A 15,860-nucleotide genomic window follows, 5' to 3' on the forward strand; every position below is an offset into this window, starting at 1 on the left:
GTTCTATCGCATCGCCGGGGCGATCCACGCGGCGGGCGGCAACATCATCGACGCGCGGATCCACACCACCCGCGACGGCATGGCGCTCGACAATTTCCTGGTCCAGGACCCGCTGGGCCGCCCGTTCGACGATGCCGGGCAGCTCGACCGCATCCGCACCGCGATCACCGAGGCGCTGGGCAATCGCTTCCGGCTGAATGACCGGCTGAAGGCCAAGCCGCTGCCGCGCGCGCGCGCCGATGCCTTTGCCATCGAACCCAATGTGCTGATCGACAACAATGCGTCGAACCGCTTCACCGTGATCGAGGTCAACGCTCGCGACCGGCCGGCGCTGCTCCACCACCTCGCCAACGCGCTGTTCCAGTCGCGCGTGACGATCCGTTCCGCGCACGTCGCCACTTATGGGGAACGGGCGGTCGATACCTTCTATGTCACTGATCTGATCGGGGATAAGATCGTCGGCGCGGGGCGGATCAAGGCGATCGAGAAGCGTTTGCTGGAAGCTTCCGCGGGCGATGCGGAGTTCGAAGTGGCGGCGTGACCTCGGTCGGACTGGAGTAGTGTTATGCCGGTGCTTGGTATGGGAGGGTTCTTCTGGCGGGCCCGCAATCCCGACGTGCTCTCCATCTGGTACAAGGAGCATCTCGGCATCGGCGGCGGCTGCGCGGCGGAGGGGGAGCCGGAGCCGCCCAACGAATGGGTCTGGCAGGTGCGCGGCGGGCCGATGGTGTTCGCGCCGTTCAAGGCCGACACCGATTATTTCGCGCCGGACAAGCAGTTCATGCTCAACCTGCGCGTGCGCGATCTGGACGGAATGCTGACGCGGCTGAACGCCAGCGGCATCCGCATCATGACCAACGACGCCTGGGACACGCCCGAAACCGGCCGGTTCGCGCGGATCCACGATCCCGAGGGCAATCCGATCGAACTATGGGAGCCGCCGGCCGCGTGATCCGCGCGGCGCGGGGCCGCGCACGCGCGCGACGCCGGTGCGGCCCAGCGCGCGCCGCGCCGCGATCTCGCCGATCGCCGGCCGGCGATATCGCTGATCGCGCGCCCACTCGATCGCTCGCACCACGCAGGCAAACGAAAAGGGCCGGGATCGCTCCCGGCCCTTCGTGTCGGTTGACGGTGACGCGCGGATCAGACCGCCGCGATCTCCGCGGTGTCGACCTTGATGCCCGGGCCCATCGACGAGCTCACCGCGACCTTCTTCAGATACTTGCCCTTGGCGCCAGCCGGCTTGGCCTTGACCACCGCATCGACCAGCGCGTCGAAGTTCGCGCGCAGATCCTCCGCCGGGAACGACGCCTTGCCGATGCCCGAATGGATGATGCCCGCCTTTTCGACGCGATATTCGATCTGGCCGCCCTTGGCGTCCTTGACCGCCTGCGCGACGTTCATCGTGACGGTGCCCAGCTTCGGGTTCGGCATCAGGCCCTTCGGACCCAGCACCTTGCCGAGGCGACCGACGACGCCCATCATGTCCGGGGTGGCGATGCAGCGGTCGAAATCGATCGTGCCGCCCTGGATGATCTCCATCAGGTCCTCGGCACCGACGACGTCGGCACCCGCCTCACGGGCCTCATCGGCCTTGGCGCCCTTTGCGAACACGCCGACGCGCACGGTCTTGCCGGTGCCCTTGGGCAGCGTCACCACGCCGCGCACCATCTGGTCGGCGTGACGCGGATCGACGCCCAGGTTCAGCGCGACCTCGATCGTCTCGTCGAACTTGGCGGTGGCGTGGGTGCGCGCGAGGCTGATCGCCTCATCGACGCCGTACAGCTTCTCACGGTCGACCGCGGTCGCCAGCGTCTTCGCCTTCTTGCTCAGCTTGGCCATCGGATCAGCCCTCCACCACTTCGAGGCCCATCGCGCGGGCGGAACCTTCGATGATCTTCGTCGCCGCTTCGATGTCGTTGGCGTTCAGGTCCTTCATCTTGGCCTGGGCGATCTCGCTCAGCTTCGAACGGGCGATCTTGCCCGCGGACACCTTGCCCGGCTCCTTCGAGCCCGACTTCAGGTTGGCCGCCTTCTTGATGAGGTAGGTGGCCGGCGGCGTCTTGGTCTCGAACGAGAACGAGCGATCGGCATAGACGGTGATCACGGTGGGCAGCGGCGTGCCCTTTTCCTGATCGCCGGTCTGCGCGTTGAACGCCTTGCAGAATTCCATGATGTTGACGCCGCGCTGACCCAGCGCCGGGCCGATCGGCGGCGACGGATTGGCGGCGCCGGCGGGCACCTGCAGCTTGATATAGCCGGTAATCTTTTTTGCCATTGTGGCTCACTCACTCTGTTTCAAGTTTAGCGGTCCAGACGACGGCGCAAGGCCGTCTCCCGCAGGGTTTCCATCGCATGACGCTGGAAGCGCGGGCCCTTAGCGGAGAACCCCGTCCGGCGCAACCACCGCCACCGCGCCCGACCCGGCGGTCGAGACGGGCGGATTCGCGGCGGCGCGGAATTTTGTCGAATATCGCGGTGCGGCGAATAAGAAACTTCGTGCCCCGCCCCGCGTAATGGCAGGGCGATCAGCGGGAGCAAATGATATTTCGGGAAAGAGCAAGCTGCGGCGCTGGTGGAACATCTGGGTGACGGGCGGCGTCGATCACGACGCGATCCTGCACCAGATCGCCGATGAATCCGGCTGGTCCGGCCGCTATGCGTTCCTCATCCTCGTCTCGGCGGCGATCTCGCTGCTCGGGCTGCTGATGCCGTCGGTCGCGGTGCTGATCGGCGCGATGCTGCTGTCGCCGCTGATGATGCCGATCATCGGGCTCGGCTTTGGTATCGCCACGCTCGATTTCCACGAAATCCGCCGCAGCCTGACCGCGCTGCTCGCCGGGTCGGCGATCGCGATCCTATTGTCGGTGGTGATGGTCTCTATTTCGCCGGTGCAGACCATCACCAGCGAGATCGCGGGCCGGACGCAGCCGACGCTGTTCGACCTGCTCGTCGCGCTGCTGTCCGCCATCGCCGGCGCCTATGCGCTGATCCGTGGCCGGGGCGGCACCGTCGTCGGCGTCGCCATCGCGATCGCGCTGATGCCACCGCTGGCGGTGGTCGGTTTCGGGATCGCGACGTGGAACTGGACGATCTTCGCCGGATCGTCGCTGCTGTTCCTGACCAATGCCGTCACCATCGCCCTGACGGCGGCGCTGGTGGCGCGAGTCTATGGTTTCGGCGGCCATCTGTCGCCGGCGCATACCGGCTGGCAACTCGCGCTGTTCGTCGTCGCGGTCGGGCTGCTGTCGGTGCCGCTGGCCGCGTCGCTGCACCAGATCGCATTCGAGGCGGTGGCGCAGCGTCAGGTCCGCGACATGATCCGCAAGCGCTTTCCCGAGGGCGCGCGGCTGGGGCAGGTCGACATCGACTATGCCGCCCACCCGATCCGGATCCGCGCGGTGATGCTCACCCCGCGGCTCGACGCCGCCGCCGATCGCATCCTGGCCGGCAACCTGCGCCAGCGGTTGGCACGCGACGTCGACATTCATGTCGATCAGGTCCGCATCTCGCAGGACGCCGGCGCGGCCGAAGCCGCGCAGATCGCCCGCGCGGTGGAGAGCGGCGCCGCGAACCGTCCGGACGCGCGCGACACCGCGATCAACCAGTTCGCCCTGCTGATCGGCGCGGCGCCCGCGACGATCAGCGCGGACACGTCGCGCCACACCCTGACCGGATCGGCGGCAGCACTGCCCGGGCTGGAGATGGCCGGTTATCGCGCGATCGAGGACCGCGCCCGCCGCGCGATCCCCGACTGGACGGCGCGCGTGGTACCGCCGGCCGACGTCGATCCGCCCGCGGTGTCGTTCGACGAAGGGGTGGTGGATGACGCCGCGCTGGGGCTGGCGGCGTGGGCGTCCGACCGGGTCGGGCGCGAAATCAGCGTGCGCGGGGGAACCGCGGCTCAGCGCCGCGCAGTCGCCGCCGGCATCGCCGCGCGCGGTGGCCGTGCGGAGGCGGGGAGCGCGGCCGGCGCGCTGCGCCTGGCCTGGGTGGAACTGCCGCCGCCCGAAACCGGGGCGACACCGGAGTTGCCGTGAGCGGCGGACGGCGGGTGGCCCCTGACCGGCAATGCCGGCGGGGCCGCCCGTCCGCAAATTACTTCGAGCGCTCGACCTGCTCGAAATCCAACTCGACCGGGGTGGCGCGGCCGAAGATCGACACCGACACCTTGACCTTCGACTTGTCGAAGTCGAGTTCCTCGACGATGCCGTTGAAGCTGGCGAACGGGCCGTCGAGCACCTTGACCGAATCGCCGATCTCGAAATCGACCTTGATCTTGGTCTTGGGCGCGGCGGCGGCCTCTTCCTTGGTGTTGAGGATGCGCGCGGCCTCGGCTTCGCTGATCGCTTGCGGCTTGCCCATCGCGCCCAGGAATCCGGTCACCTTCGGCGTGTTCTTCACCAGGTGATAGACGTCGTCGTTCATCGCCAGCTTGGCGAGGACATAGCCGGGGAAGAATTTGCGCTCGGCCTGGATCTTCTTGCCGCGACGGACCTCGGTCACGGTCTCGACCGGCACCTCGACCGCGTCGACCAGCGCCTCGAGGCCCATGCGGGTCGCCTCCGCCATGATCGAATCGCGGACCTTGTTCTCAAAGCCCGAATAGGCGTGGATGATGTACCAGCGCGACATGCGTGTTCGTTCCTGATTCCTAGTTCGCGAGGCTGAGCAGGCCGCGCACGATCGCGTCGAACACGGAATCGATGCCGAAGAAGAACAGCCCGAGCAGCACCGTCATGATCATGACCATCACGCCGGTCATCATCGTCTCGCGCCGCGTCGGCCATACCACCTTGCGCGTTTCCGCCTGGACCTGGCGGATGAATTCGATCGGGGTCGTCTTCGCCACATCAACCTCGTTGTTTTCGCGGTCCGCTCGCGCGCACAGGCCGTCCGCCCGGTCCTGCTCTGAGGAACCGGCGGAGCCCATCCACGCTGTCGGATTGGGAACCGTATCTAGCGATGTCGCGGGGTGTGTGCAAGCGGCGAACGGAGACTGCCGCCGGGAAACGGGCGCGCCGCGCGGTGGCGGGGCAGATGGCGGCGGGAGAGGGGCGATCCGCGACGATCGCAGGCGGTGCCGCGATCGCGCGGCTGGCAGGAGTGGAGGGATTCGAACCCCCGGCCCTCGGTTTTGGAGACCGATGCTCTACCAACTGAGCTACACTCCTGTGCGGCGCCGGGCTGTAGCCGTGCCGAACCACATCGGCAAGTCGCGTTTCGTCGATCAGGCCGCCTGGGCCTGATTGGATGCCCGGCTGGCGATGGTCCGCGCTTCCTCGACGGGAAGCGGGCGGCCGAAATAATAGCCCTGGACCTTGGTGCAGCCGAGCTCCTGCACCAGCAGATGCTCGTCCTCGGTCTCGACGCCCTCGGCGGTGGTCGCCATGCCCAGCGACTGGGCGAGCGCCACCACCGCGCGGATGATCGCGATCGCTTCCTTGACGCCCTTCGACGCGCCCTGGACGAAGCTGCGGTCGATCTTGATCGACGAAAAGCGCGTGCGGCTGAGATAGCCGAGCGAGGAGAAGCCGGTGCCGAAATCGTCGAGGCTGAGCCGGATGCCCAGATCGAGCAGCTTTTCGAGCGTCTGGGTGGCGGCGGTGCCCTCGCGCATGAACACGCTTTCGGTCACTTCCAGCTCGAGCCGGTCGGCAGGCAGCCCGGAATTGGCCAGCGCATTGGCGACGATCGCGACGAAGGCGGGATTGTGGAGCTGTTCGGCCGAAACGTTGACCGCGACGCGCACCGGCGTTTCCCAGCTTGCCGCTTCGTGACACGCGGTGCGCAGCACCCATTCGCCGATGGGGGCGATCAGCCGGGCGTCCTCCGCCAGCGGGACGAACTTGGCGGGGGAGATCGGGCCGAGTTCCGGGTGCGTCCAGCGCAGCAGCGCCTCGAACCCGGTCAGATGGCCGGTGCCGGCATCGACCACCGGCTGATAGTTGAGGTGGAGCTGGCTGCGCTCGAGCGCGCTGCGCAGCGCCATTTCCAGTACGCGGCGCTCCTCCGCCTGCATGTGGAGCTGCGGTTCGTAGGCGTGGAAGGTGCCGCCGCCAGCGTCCTTCGACCGGTAGAGCGCCAGGTCGGCCGACCGGATCAGCATCTCCGCCGTCCGTCCGTCGCGCGGGCCCACCGCGAGGCCGACCGACGCGCCGATGTACAGCGTGTGCTGGTCGACGTCATAGGGCTCGCTCAGCGCCGCGATGATCTTGTGTGCCAGCCGTTCCAGCCGGGCGACATCGGTGCCGTCGCGCACCACCACGGCGAATTCGTCGCCGCCCAGCCGGCCGATCATCTCGTCGTCGGTCATCAGCGCCTTCAGCCGTTCGGACACGCGGCCAAGCAGCCGGTCGCCGATCGGGTGGCCCAGCGTGTCGTTGACCGCCTTGAACCGGTCGAGGTCGATCATCATGAACGCGCAGCGCGATCCCCATTTGTCGGCATCGGCCATCGCGCGGCCCAGCGCCTCGTGGATCAGCAGCCGGTTGGGCAGGCCGGTCAACGTGTCGAACCGCGCCATGCGGTTGATCTTGTCGGCGCTGCGGCGCGCCTCGGTCACGTCGGAACCGACGCCGCGAAAGCCGATGAAGCCGCCCTCTTCGTCATAGCGCGGCGATGCCGACATCTCCCACCAGCGTTCTTCCGCCTCGACATAGACCGGCAGCAGCAGGTCGCGGAACGGCTCGCGCGATTTCAGCTTGTCGACCAGGTCGTGCAGCGCGGCGGGGAAGTTGCCCGCCTCCCATGTGGGCCCGGCCAGCACTTCCAGGAACGAGGTACCGTTGATCCGCTTGGGATCGAATCCGATCGACCGGGCGAAGCGCGGGCTGGCGCGCGCCACGCGGCGCTGGGCGTCGATCTCCCACAGCCAGTCGGCCTGGCTGTCCTCCTCGAATTCGCGCAGCAGCAGGCTGACCGTCTCGTCGCGCTCGGCCAGCGAAATCTCGTTGGCGCGCATCACCACCAGCGCGCGGCCGCGCGTGAAGCACGCGACGATCAGCAGCCCGGTGAACAGCGCGACGATCGCCGCGAAGCCATGCATGTCCATGATCACGAACGACGCCACCGCCGAACCGCCGACCACGAACAGGAAGACGAGGGTGGCCAGCGGCAGCGCCGCCATCGCCAGCGACGCGGCGGCCATCAGGATCGACAGCACCGCCCACAGGCCCAGCAGACCGGCCGAATCGTCGGTCATCAGCGCGAACACCGGCGACGGGATCGACCACACCAGCGCCAGCGCGATGCCGTCGATCACCGTCCCGCGGACGTCACGGACACTGGCTGTGGTGGTGGTGCGATGGCGGGAGGCGAGCCGGCGAAACGCCACGCCGACCGCGACCGCCGCGACGATCGCGGCCCAGCTCGCCATTTGCCAGAACGGCAGGCCGGGCGACAGCGCCAGCACCACCAGCGCAGCGCCGATCACGTTGGTCGCCAGCATGAACATCGCCAGCTGCGCGCCGGCGTTCATCTGCGCCGCGCGAATCGGCCCCCAATTGGTGGTGTCCGCCGGGTCGTACAGCCCCAGCAGCGCGCGTCCGTCGATGCGCGGCTGTGCAAATTGAGATGTGGTGTCCCCGCTCACGCCATGTGACTAGCGGGAGGAGGGTTGACGGTTGGTTAGGCGGCGGCGCTTTCCGCTGCATTTTTTTGACGATCGCCAACCGTTCGCCGCACGTCAGCCACAGGTCATGCCGCGATGGCGTAGGGCTTGATCTCACCGGTCAGGTAAAGGTTGCGGGCCTTGGCGCGTGACAGCTTGCCCGAGCTGGTGCGCGGCAGGGTGCGCGGCGGCACCAGCTCGACCACGCAGTTCATGCCGGTCACCGCGCGCACCCGCTCGCGAATCGCGTCGCGCAGCCGGCTGCGTTCGCCGTCGTCGCTGGTGCGGCACTGGACCAGCACCGCCGGGGTTTCCTCACCCCCCGGCGTGGTGATTGCGAACGCGGCGATGTCGCCGGCCTTGAAGCCGGGGAGCTGCTCGACCGCCCATTCGATGTCCTGCGGCCAGTGATTGCGGCCGTTGACGATGATCATGTCCTTTGCCCGACCGACGATGTAGACATAGCCGTCGGACAGATAGCCCATGTCGCCGGTATCCAGCCAGCCGTCGACCATGCACGCGGCGGTCGCGTCTGGATCGCGGAAATAGCCGGTCATCACCGACGGGCCCTTGCACCACAGCTTGCCGATCGCCTTCTCGGGCAGCGGCGTGCCGTCCTCCTCGCGGATTTCGACGGTCATGTCGCGCACCGGCTTGCCGCAGTTGACGATCGCGCGGAAACGTTGCGGCCGGTCCTCCCCGGCGGCGACGCCGGATAGCTGGGTTTCCTCGACCAGCTCGACGATGATCCCCTCGCCCGGCGGCATGATCGACACCGCCAGCGTCGCCTCGGCGAGGCCGTAGCTGGGCAGGAACGCCGATGCCTTGAACCCGGCGTCGGCGAAGGCGTCGACGAAGCTCTGCATCACGTCGGGCCGGATCATGTCGGCGCCGTTGCCGGCGATCCGCCAGCGCGACAGGTCGAACCGGTCGGACGCGCGCGTCTGGCTCGACATGCGCCGCGCGCAGATATCGTAGCCGAACGTCGGCGAATAGCTGACCGAGGTGCCCTGGTTGCGGCTGATCAGGTCAAGCCACGCGAGCGGGCGGCGCGCGAAATCCTCGGTCTTGACGTAATCGGTCGAGACCTGGTTGGCGACCACCGACAGGAAGCAGCCGACCAGCCCCATGTCGTGATACCACGGCAGCCACGACACGCAGCGATCGCTGCCCATCAGCTTCATCCCGTGGCTGTGCGCCGCCAGATTGTTGAGCAGCGAGCGATGGGTGACGGCGACGCCGTGCGGGAAGCGGGTCGATCCGCTCGAATATTGCAGATAGGCGATGTCGTCGGCGTTCGTCGCGGGCAGCGCCACCTCCGGCGCCTCGCGCTCGGCGAAGCTCTGCCAGTCGATCCCCTCGACGCCGGCGATCCGCGCCGCCTCGCCCGCCATCTGGGCCAGTTCGTTCGGATAGAACAACAGGCTGGGATCGCAGCTGGCAAGCTGGACGCGCAACTGCTCGATATAGGATTGCGCCCCGCCGAAGCTGGTCGGCAGCGGCAGCGGCACCGGCCACGCCCCGGCGTAGATCACGCCGAAGAAGAGGCTGGCGAACTCCGGTCCGGTTTCCGCGATCAGCGCGACACGGTCGCTCGGCGCCACGCCCATGGCGATCAGCCGGCGCGCCTGGACCAGCGCGTCGGCGCGCAGTTCGGCGAACGGATAGGCGCGCGACAGCGTGCCGCGCGCGTCGTGGAAATTGAGCCCACGCACACCCGACGCCGCATAGTCGAGCGCTTCGCCCAGCGTCGCGAAGTCGGAAAAGCGGCGCGGCAGCGCGTCCTCGGTCGGGGTGGGCGCCAGCGCCGCCGGCCGCTCCAATGTCGCCGTGGTTACCGAATTCATTCTTCGTCACGTCCCTCGTCTACGCGGTGGTCCCCTCAAGAGCCCCGCGGAATCCCGGGCTCCTGCCGCGCGCAGGCGTTTAAATTCGTTCGTCAGTGTGGCACAAACAAGGCGCATGTCATCGGCCCGCCCTCCGACGCCACTCGATCCGGCCCGGCTCGAACGACTGGCGCTGCGCTATGTCGAACGGTTCGCGACCACAAGGGTGAAGTTGCGGCGCTATCTCGATCGCAAGCTGCGCGAACGCGGTTGGGCGGGGGAGGCGTCGCCCGATCCGGCCGCGCTGGCCGAGCGGCTGGCGGAGCTGGGCTATGTCGACGACGTCGCCTTTGCCGAGGCGCGCGTGGCGTCGATGGCGCGGCGCGGGTTGGGCGCGCGCCGCATCGCCGGCGAATTGCGCCACGCCGGCATCGCGGAGGAGGATGCCGCCGCGCTCGATCCGCGGATCGCCGCCGGGGCGGAGGACAGCGCCTTCGCCTTTGCCCGCCGCCGCCGGATCGGCCCGTTCGCCGCGGTCGCGCCCGACCGCGCCGGCCGCGAACGCGCGCTTGGCCAGCTGCTGCGCGCCGGCCATGGTCTCGACTTGGCGCGCCGAATCGTGGCGATGGCCCCAGGCGAGGCCGACGATGTGCGACTTTGGGACGTTCAGGGGGGCGTTCGGGAAACGCTAAAGTAAAGACTTTGCACGATTCATCGCGTCTGTGTTACAGTTCACCGTGCGGGGGATGTTGTTGATGCGTACCGAGACGGGGCAGGTCGCGGCGAAACAGGATATGGACACGTTCGGTGGGGGCACCGAACCGGGCGGCGAATCCGCCGCGGCCGAAGTCCATACCGGCGTCGTGAAATGGTTTGATGTGACGCGTGGATTCGGATTCATCGTGTCCGATGATCCGGGCGTGGGCGATATCCTGCTGCATTTTTCGGTGCTGAACGCACTGGGGCGGCGCAGCTTGCCCGAAGGCGCGCGCGTGACGTGCGAGACGGTGCGGCGCGAACGCGGCGCGCAGGCCAGCGTCATCCTGGATATCGATCTGTCCAACGCGGTCGAGCCGCATCGCGCCCGGCCCGGCAACGACCGGATCGACCGGGTCAAGCTGATCGCGGAGGCCGGACCGTTCGAGCCGGTCGCGGTCAAATGGTTCAATCGGCTGAAGGGCTACGGATTTCTGGTGCGTCCCGACGTCCCGGGCGATATCTTCGTCCATATGGAGACGCTGCGGCGCGCCGGCATCGAGGAGGTCGAACCCGACGAGCGCCTGCGCGCGCGCATCGTCGCCGGCGAGAAGGGGCCGCTGGCGGTCGAGGTCGAAAGGGACGAGTGATGCGTTCGGGATTCTTGTGGAGCGTCGCGGCGGCCACGCTGGCGCTCGCCGCCGCGGGCTGCACCAGCGACGGCAGCGCCAACGCGGCGGCGGCGGCGGCCAGGACCACGCCGGTCACCATCACCAGCGCCAACGGCGCGCACGTGTTCCAGGCGGAGATCGCGCGCACCCCGGCCGAGCAGGAGCGCGGGCTGATGTTCCGCACCGACCTGGGCAAGGATGGCGCGATGATCTTCGCGCCCTATCCCGCCGACGGCGGCGCCCCGCGTGAGGCGAGCTTCTGGATGAAGAACACGCCGACCCCGCTCGACATCATCTTCATCCGCGCCGACGGCACCATCGCGACGATCGCGGAGAACACCGTGCCCTTTTCCACCAACCCGATTCCGTCGGGCGAGCCGGTCGCGGCGGTGCTGGAGATCGTCGGCGGACGATCGGCCGAATTGGGCATCGCGCCCGACGACAAGGTGACGTGGAAGAAGTAACCGGACCGATCGGGAGGGCGTGACGCGCGCCAGCCGCCGCGAATCGCGGAGGAACGCTGTTGGCACCGCGCCTCGCCTCGGCTAATCCGCAGCGCATGGGCATCCTGGCAAACACTTTCACCTGGTGGAACGGCGCCACCTTTGGCACCTGGCTTGGCCTGCGCGGCAAGACGCGGGTCGGCGACGACGCGCTGGGCAACGTCTATTACGAGGGCGGATCGGACACGAGCGGCCGGCCGCGCCGCTGGGTGATCTACAGCGGTTCCAACGACGCGAGTCGCGTGCCGCCGGAATGGTTCGGCTGGCTCCAGCATCTGATCGACGATGTGCCCGATCGCGCGCTGCCCCCGGCGCGCGCGTGGGAAAGGCCGGCGATGCCGAACCTGACCGGCACCAACGCCGCCTATCGCCCCGCCGGGGCGCTGGAGGCGGGCGGCCGCCGCGCCGCCGCGACCGGCGATTATGAGGCATGGACGCCCGGCGAATGAACTGGGGGCGCTGGCTAGGCGGCGCCGCGCTCGTGGCCGTTCTTGGGGTCGGCGCCTGGCAGGGTGCGGCGTGGCTGGGCCTGGGGCGCACGACGCCGCGCGCCGCGAACACCGCCGCGCCAGCGCCTGGTCCCGCGCCTGCCGCGTCGGCGCCGACGGTCGAGGAGGTCGCGCCGATCGATCGCGGCGAAACCCCGATGGCGCAGCGCGTCGCGGTGATCGGCTTCCTCAACAAGCGCAACGGCGCCAGCCGCGACCTGACGATGCGGCCGGGGCAGGCGATTCGCATTGGCGATGCGATCGTGCGGCTGCGCGCTTGCGAGATGACCGCCCCATGGGAACAGGATCAGCTGACCGGCGCCTTCCTTCAGCTCGACGTGCAGGGCGCGGGTGCGGACAAGGCGTGGCGCCGCGTCTTTTCGGGATGGGTGTACAAGGAGCGGCCGTCGCTGAACGTCGTCCAGCACCCGGTCTACGACGTCTGGCCCAAGAGCTGCACGATGAGCTTTCCAGCGACCGGGCCGGATACGGTGACGCTGTCCGCATCGCCATCGGCGCCGGCGGGCGGCCATGCCGCATCGAGCGCGCCCCAGTCGCCATCGACCGACGGCGCGCCCGAGGCGAGCCCCGCGGTGGTCGCGCCCAGCGCGGAGCCGAGCAACACGTTGTAATCGGCGCGCGGAATCTCGATCGCGCCCAACGACGCCAGGTGATCGGTCTGGAACTGGCAGTCGAGCAGGTGGAACCCGCCAGCGCGCAGCCGCGCCACCAGCCAGCCGAGCGCGACCTTTGACGCATCGCGCGCGCGGCTGACCATGCTCTCGCCGAAAAAGGCGCGGCCCAGCGCCAGCCCATAGAGGCCGCCGGCCAGCCGGTCCCCGTCCCACACCTCCACCGAATGGGCGAAGCCGCGCTGGTGGAGCGTGACGAACACCTCCGCGATGCTGGCGTTGATCCAGCTATCGTCGCGGTCGGCGGCCGATTCGGCGCACAGCGCGATGATCCGTTCGAACGCGGTGTCGGTGGTGACCCGGAACCGGTCGCTCGCGATCGCCTTGCGCAGCGAGCGCGACAGGTGGAACCCGTCGAGCGGCAGCACCGCGCGCTGCTTCGGCTCGACCCAGTAGACCCCGGCCGAATCGCGCGAATCGGCCATCGGGAACACGCTCATCGCATAGGCGCGCAGCACCAGGTCGGGATCGAGGCGGGTGGGGGCGGCGGGCCGGCTCACCGCGCGAGAATAGAGCATATCCCGATCGGATTGAATCGGGATATCGTCCGCCGTCCCCGTTTGCCGCATTTTGCCGACCGTCAGGGGAATTTGCCCGACGCGCCGGACAGACGCGCCAACAAAAAGGGGCCGGCGGATCGCTCCACCGGCCCCTTTTGGACTTAGGAAATTCGTTGAAGGGTCAGGCCTTGCAGCTCTGTGCGCCCTTGCCCGGCGCGATCAGGTCGATCTGCTTGGCATTGCCGGTGACGGTGTAGCCGCTGCCCTGATAGGGATTGCCCGACGCATCCGCCTTCAGCTGGATCGGGGTGCCGCCCTTTTCCGTGCGCAGGTTGGCGATTTCATGGCCCTGGAAGAAATCGACGTAGACCAGGCTGTTGTCCTTGCAGCGGAACGTCACCGTCGCTTCCATCGCCGGCGGCAGCTCGACCGGCGGCGCGTTCTTGATCTGCTCGGCGAGCGGGTCCTTCGACCGCGTGTCGACGACCTCGGGCTTGTTCTCGCAGGCGGCGAGCGGGAGTAGCATGGCCGCGGCGAGCGTGGGGAGAAGGAAGGTTTTCATAGCGCGGCCCGCTTCGCGCACGCAGCAACCCCCGTCAAGAGCCAAGCTTGGCAGCAGTTTTGCCCTTAATGCACCGCAGCAATTCTCTCCGAATCTCGCATATGGGCCGGAACCGACGGATTTTATTCGTTAACACGCCGGAATCCTCAATCGGCGGCGTGCGATCGGCGTTCCCCGCCGGGACGGTGCTTCCGGATATTTTCTACGGTTTTGTCGCGCCATCAGGGTGACAGCGGCGTGTCCCCGTAGCGCGGCGATATCAAAGCGACGTCACAGCGCGTCGCGCAGCGTCGCCCATGCCGGCTGCTTGGCGGCGAGACCGATCGTGTGCAGCGGGCTCGACGATGGCAGCGCGACGATGGCGAACGGCAGCCCGGCGAGCAGCTTCGCGCCGTGGCGGTGCGCGGTGCCGCCGTTGAACGCGACCGTCCGCAGCCGGGGCAATCGCCGCGCCAGCGCCGCCAGGTCGTTGGCGGCGGGATCGCGGATCGCGGCATCGGTGCTGCCGTGCCGCCGCGCGCTGGCGACGACGTCCCACAGCCCGATCCCGGCGGCGAGCAGCGCCGCCAGCCGCGCGGGATAGTCCAGCGTGGTCAGATCGCGCCCGGTCGCCGGGCTGATCAGCCGCCAGAACTGGTTCTGCGGATGCGCGTAATAGCGTCCGGCGGCCAGCGACGCCTCGCCCGGCAGGCTGCCGCACACCAGCAGGCGCGTGTCGGTGTCGACCACCGGCGGAAAGCTGTGCTTGATCGTGATCGGGGCGTCGGAGGTCAGCGTCATTGTCCGCCAAATAGTTTCGATCGCTTGCCGCCGCCGCGCGGCCGCGCCATGTCTTAGGGCATGACGATCACCCCCGACACCCTCGCGCTTATCGGCAACACGCCGCTGGTGCGGCTGCGCGGTCCGAGCGACCTGACCGGCTGCGACATCTTCGCGAAATGCGAATTCGCCAATCCCGGCGCGTCGGTGAAGGATCGCGCCGCGCTGTTCATCGTCGAGGACGCCGAACAGCGCGGGCAGATCGCGCCCGGCGGCACCATTGTCGAGGGGACCGCCGGCAACACCGGCATCGGCCTGGCGCTGGTCGGCAACGCCAAGGGCTACAAGACGATCATCGTCATGCCCGAGACGCAGAGCCGCGAAAAGATGGACACGCTGCGCGCGCTGGGTGCCCAGCTCGTGCTGGTGCCCGCCGCGCCCTATTCGAACCCCGGCCATTTCGTGCACACCTCGCGCCGGATCGCGGAGGAGACGCCCAACGCGATCTGGGCCAACCAGTTCGACAACATCGCCAACCGCCGCGCCCACATCGTCGGCACCGCCGAGGAGATCTGGGAGCAGATGGACGGCCGTATCGACGGCTTCACCTGCGCGGTCGGCACCGGCGGCACGCTCGCCGGGGTCGGGCTGGGGCTGAAGGCGCGCGACGCCGACATCACCATCGCGCTCAGCGATCCGCACGGCGCGGCACTGTTCGACTATTACGCCTGCGGCGAATTGCGGGCGGAGGGATCTTCAGTGGCGGAAGGGATCGGGCAGGGGCGGATCACCGCCAATCTGGACGGCGCGCCGATCGACACCCAATACCGCATCAGCGATGAAGAGGGGCTGTGCCTGGGCCTGTCGTCGGGGATCAACGTCGCCGGGGCGATCCGGCTGGCGCGCGATCTGGGGCCGGGCAAGCGGATCGCGACGATCCTGTGCGACACCGGCTTCCGCTATCTCTCCACGCTCTACAACCGCGACTGGCTCCAGCAAAAGGGGCTGAGCGTGCCGCCGTGGCTGGTGGGTATCTAGGGTATCGCGCGTACGTTCAGGCGCGGTTGCCGATGTCTGGTACTTTGTTTCCGGCCGGGATCGGTCCGTCGACAAGGTCGGCGCGATCGCGGACCGCAACCGCCAGCCTGCCGACATTCCAGCGCGCCGCCGCTGCTCGCTTCGGCCGCCGAATCGGCTCGGCTCGACAAAGCTTTGTTGAGATGTTACTTTTATACCACAGGTATGAAGGTTCTCCCTCAGGACTCCTCTCAGGCGATGCAGCGCGTGCGGGTCGGCATGACCGGCCTGGCGTCGGTGCTCGTGCTGATCGCGCTGGCGAATGCGGTGTTCAGTTCGGCCAGTCGCGCCCCGACCGAGGCGGTCGGCGCGTCCAAGGCGGCGACCGTCGCCAACCTGGCCGACACCGCGCTGGCCAACAGCGCGATGACCAGTGAACCGCTGGCCGAACTCGGCGTCGCCCCCAGCACCGCGACGGCGGACGGCCACAAATAGCGGCTCGAACGCCGCGCCGCTCCGGCGCGCACGGGCCTT

17 protein-coding genes, 1 tRNA gene and 2 pseudogenes are annotated in these 15,860 nt (G+C 68.4%); 10 read left to right on the top strand and 10 right to left on the bottom strand.

Annotated elements, in window-relative coordinates; all coding sequences use genetic code 11:
- Together VNR91_RS12835 and VNR91_RS12840 are read left to right on the top strand one after the other, a co-directional pair.
- Positions 1–541: pseudogene (locus VNR91_RS12835) on the top strand (bifunctional uridylyltransferase/uridylyl-removing protein); the annotation flags it as partial.
- 24 nt (positions 542–565) lie between these two features.
- On the top strand, positions 566–952 hold the full coding sequence (locus VNR91_RS12840) for a VOC family protein (protein ID WP_325491165.1): 387 nt from the start codon (positions 566–568) through the stop codon (positions 950–952).
- Positions 953–1,143: 191 nt separating this feature from the next.
- Here VNR91_RS12840 and rplA read toward each other — a convergent pair whose 3' ends face one another.
- Together rplA and rplK are read right to left on the bottom strand one after the other, a co-directional pair.
- On the bottom strand, positions 1,144–1,842 hold the full coding sequence (gene rplA, locus VNR91_RS12845; protein ID WP_325491166.1) for a 50S ribosomal protein L1: 699 nt from the start codon (positions 1,840–1,842) through the stop codon (positions 1,144–1,146).
- 4 nt (positions 1,843–1,846) lie between these two features.
- Positions 1,847–2,278 carry a 50S ribosomal protein L11 gene (rplK, locus tag VNR91_RS12850; RefSeq protein WP_325491167.1) on the bottom strand — a complete coding sequence of 144 codons (432 nt, stop codon included), beginning with the start codon at positions 2,276–2,278 and terminating at the stop codon, positions 1,847–1,849.
- A 310-nt stretch (positions 2,279–2,588) separates the two neighbouring features.
- Here rplK and VNR91_RS12855 point away from each other — a divergent pair, with 310 nt between their 5' ends.
- Positions 2,589–4,040, top strand: coding sequence for a DUF389 domain-containing protein (locus VNR91_RS12855; protein ID WP_325491168.1), 1,452 nt, complete (start codon positions 2,589–2,591; stop codon positions 4,038–4,040).
- A 58-nt stretch (positions 4,041–4,098) separates the two neighbouring features.
- Here the strand turns inward: VNR91_RS12855 and nusG are convergent, their stop codons facing one another.
- The 5 genes from nusG to VNR91_RS12880 form a co-directional block, all read right to left on the bottom strand.
- Positions 4,099–4,635, bottom strand: a complete 537-nt coding sequence (gene nusG / locus VNR91_RS12860) for a transcription termination/antitermination protein NusG (protein WP_325491169.1) — start codon at positions 4,633–4,635, stop codon at positions 4,099–4,101.
- Positions 4,636–4,654: 19 nt separating this feature from the next.
- A complete protein-coding gene (gene secE / locus VNR91_RS12865; RefSeq protein ID WP_325491181.1) occupies positions 4,655–4,852 on the bottom strand; it encodes a preprotein translocase subunit SecE in 198 nt (65 codons plus the stop codon).
- Positions 4,853–5,098: 246 nt separating this feature from the next.
- A tRNA-Trp gene (locus VNR91_RS12870) sits at positions 5,099–5,174 on the bottom strand.
- 56 nt (positions 5,175–5,230) lie between these two features.
- Positions 5,231–7,594, bottom strand: coding sequence for a putative bifunctional diguanylate cyclase/phosphodiesterase (locus VNR91_RS12875; RefSeq protein WP_325491170.1), 2,364 nt, complete (start codon positions 7,592–7,594; stop codon positions 5,231–5,233).
- A 104-nt stretch (positions 7,595–7,698) separates the two neighbouring features.
- Positions 7,699–9,459 (bottom strand): fatty acyl-AMP ligase, encoded by a 1,761-nt coding sequence (locus tag VNR91_RS12880; protein ID WP_325491171.1) that lies wholly within the window; start codon positions 9,457–9,459, stop codon positions 7,699–7,701.
- Between the two features lie 115 nt (positions 9,460–9,574).
- Here VNR91_RS12880 and VNR91_RS12885 point away from each other — a divergent pair, with 115 nt between their 5' ends.
- From VNR91_RS12885 to VNR91_RS12905, 5 genes and pseudogenes are all read left to right on the top strand, one after another.
- Positions 9,575–10,135: a regulatory protein RecX gene (locus VNR91_RS12885; RefSeq protein ID WP_325491172.1), complete on the top strand. Its 561-nt coding sequence runs from the start codon at positions 9,575–9,577 to the stop codon at positions 10,133–10,135.
- A 58-nt stretch (positions 10,136–10,193) separates the two neighbouring features.
- Positions 10,194–10,784, top strand: a complete 591-nt coding sequence (locus VNR91_RS12890; protein ID WP_325491173.1) for a cold shock domain-containing protein — start codon at positions 10,194–10,196, stop codon at positions 10,782–10,784.
- Complete coding sequence (locus VNR91_RS12895) at positions 10,784–11,269, top strand: DUF192 domain-containing protein (RefSeq protein ID WP_325491174.1); 486 nt, start codon at positions 10,784–10,786, stop codon at positions 11,267–11,269. The genes VNR91_RS12890 and VNR91_RS12895 overlap by 1 nt, the downstream gene beginning before the upstream one ends.
- Positions 11,270–11,364: 95 nt before the next feature.
- Complete coding sequence (locus VNR91_RS12900; RefSeq protein ID WP_325491175.1) at positions 11,365–11,757, top strand: NADH:ubiquinone oxidoreductase subunit NDUFA12; 393 nt, start codon at positions 11,365–11,367, stop codon at positions 11,755–11,757.
- Positions 11,758–12,020: 263 nt separating this feature from the next.
- A pseudogene (locus VNR91_RS12905) lies at positions 12,021–12,194 on the top strand (DUF2155 domain-containing protein); the annotation flags it as partial.
- A 35-nt stretch (positions 12,195–12,229) separates the two neighbouring features.
- On the opposite strand, the gene aat reads toward VNR91_RS12905, so the two are convergent.
- The 3 genes from aat to VNR91_RS12920 all read right to left on the bottom strand — a co-directional run bounded on the left by aat (position 12,230) and on the right by VNR91_RS12920 (position 14,330).
- The gene (gene aat, locus VNR91_RS12910; protein ID WP_414712414.1) at positions 12,230–13,006 is read right to left on the bottom strand and encodes a leucyl/phenylalanyl-tRNA--protein transferase; all 777 of its coding nucleotides are present in this window, start codon (positions 13,004–13,006) and stop codon (positions 12,230–12,232) included.
- A gap of 163 nt (positions 13,007–13,169) precedes the next feature.
- The gene (locus VNR91_RS12915; protein ID WP_325491177.1) at positions 13,170–13,514 is read right to left on the bottom strand and encodes a hypothetical protein; all 345 of its coding nucleotides are present in this window, start codon (positions 13,512–13,514) and stop codon (positions 13,170–13,172) included.
- Positions 13,515–13,820: 306 nt separating this feature from the next.
- Entirely contained in the window at positions 13,821–14,330 is a 510-nt protein-coding gene (locus tag VNR91_RS12920; RefSeq protein ID WP_325491178.1) for a DNA-deoxyinosine glycosylase, read from the bottom strand.
- A 60-nt stretch (positions 14,331–14,390) separates the two neighbouring features.
- On the opposite strand from VNR91_RS12920, the gene VNR91_RS12925 reads away from it, so the two are divergent.
- On the top strand, positions 14,391–15,347 hold the full coding sequence (locus VNR91_RS12925) for a cysteine synthase A (RefSeq protein WP_325491179.1): 957 nt from the start codon (positions 14,391–14,393) through the stop codon (positions 15,345–15,347).
- Between the two features lie 204 nt (positions 15,348–15,551).
- On the top strand, positions 15,552–15,821 hold the full coding sequence (locus VNR91_RS12930; protein ID WP_325491180.1) for a hypothetical protein: 270 nt from the start codon (positions 15,552–15,554) through the stop codon (positions 15,819–15,821).
- Positions 15,822–15,860 lie beyond the last annotated feature (39 nt).

Source organism: Sphingomonas sp. (genome assembly GCF_035555815.1).
GTDB lineage: Bacteria > Pseudomonadota > Alphaproteobacteria > Sphingomonadales > Sphingomonadaceae > Sphingomonas.